1 protein-coding gene is annotated in these 1,597 nt (G+C 71.8%); it reads right to left on the bottom strand.

The window, feature by feature from the left end; translation table 11 throughout:
• The coding region (locus ACJ6WD_RS41260) for a beta-ketoacyl synthase N-terminal-like domain-containing protein (RefSeq protein WP_407617809.1) at nucleotides 1-1,562 on the bottom strand (1,562 nt) is incomplete at its 3' end.
• Nucleotides 1,563-1,597: the final 35 nt, after the last annotated feature.

Raw genomic sequence — 1,597 nt, 5'->3', positions numbered from 1 at the left:
GCCTCCACATACGACACCGAACCCGGCTCCACCCCCGCCCGACCCCACGCCGCAGCAATCACCCGCTCCTGCGCCCGCGGACTCGGCACCGTGTAGCCGTTGGTCTTGCCGCCGTGGTTGAGCGCCTCGCCAAGGACGACGCCGTAGATGTGGTCGCCGTCCGCGACGGCCCGGGCGAGCGGCTTGAGCAGCACCGCACCCACCCCCTCACCAGGCACGTAGCCGCTGCCGCCGGCCCCGAACGACCGGCACCGCCCGTCCGTCGACAGGTAGCCGCCCTGGCTGAGGAAGACGTACTTGTAGGGGTGCACGGAGACATTGACGCCACCCGCGATCGCCAGGTCGCTCTCCCCGCGCCGCAGGCTCTCGCACGCCAGGTGCAGCGCGGTCAACGACGACGAACACATCGTGTCCACCGCCATGCTCGGCCCGTGCAGGTCCAGCAGGTGGGAGACCCGGTTGGCGATCGAGGCGTAGGAGGAGTTGGTCACCGCCCGCCCGCCGCGCAGCGCGTCCAGTGCGCCGTGGAACTGGTACTCGCCATACATGACGCCGACGAACACCCCGACCTGGCGTTCGCGGAGGTCCTTGCGTCGGTAGCCGGCGTCCTCCAGGACGTGCCACGAGGTCTGGAGGAACAGCCGCTCCTGCGGGTCCATCAGCTCGGCCTCGCGCGGCATGATGGGGAAGAAGAGCGGGTCGAACTTGTCGACGTCCGACAGGAAGCCGCCCCACTTGCCGTACGTCCCACCGGCCCGCGAAGCATCCGCGTCGAAGAACCGCTCATGATCCCACCGCTCCCGCGGCACCTCCGTGACGCAGTCCCGCCCCTCCGCCAAGTTCTCCCAGAACTCACCCAGGTCATCCGCCATCGGATACCGACCACTCAACCCGATCACCGCGATGGCCTCGCCGCGGTGATCGTCGCCCCCGTGCGCGGCGGGCTCCGCCGTCCCCGTCAGGTCACCGGGGGCCAGGAAGCGGCCGTTGCGGACGGGCGCGGCCAGTGACGCGGCGGCCCCGGCCGCACTGGCGCCGGGGGCGTCGGGGGCGCCGGTCGCAGCGGGGGCGGGGTGCGGACCGGTCGCTTCCGGCCCGGTGCGTGCGGTGAGCTCCTGGAGGCGCTCGGCGTGCTCCTCGACGAAGTACTCCACGAGCTCTTCGACCGTCTGGTACTCGAAGAACAGCGTCTTGGACAGCTGCTCGCCGATCCGTTCCTCCAGCTCGGCGTTGAGCCGGGTGATCATCAGGGAGTCGATGCCGTAGCGCTCCAGCGGCACGGTCGGGTCGATCTCCGCGGCGTCCATCTTGGTGGTGCCGGCCAGCACCTCGGTGAGGTAGCGCTCGATGCGGCCCCGCAGGTCGTCCGGCCCGGCATCCGGTGCCGGCGTCCCGGACTCCGGCGCGGCCGTGGTCGCCGACCGTTCGACGTCACGGACCGGCGCCGGAGCCGAGGTCGGGGCCAGGGCCGGGGTCGGGGCGCCGTCCGCGCTCCCGTCCAGGGCCACGGCCCGCACCAGCAGGTCCTTGATGCGGACGAGGACGGTCCCCTCGGCATCCAACAACGCCACCTGCGCCGTCACCGCACCCGCACGAA

Origin of the sequence: Streptomyces sp. VTCC 41912 (genome assembly GCF_045799175.1) — a bacterium.
GTDB lineage: Bacteria > Actinomycetota > Actinomycetes > Streptomycetales > Streptomycetaceae > Streptomyces > Streptomyces albulus_C.
The sequence above is the reverse complement of the archived record's forward strand: the minus strand, read 5'-3'. Positions and strand labels throughout refer to the sequence as shown.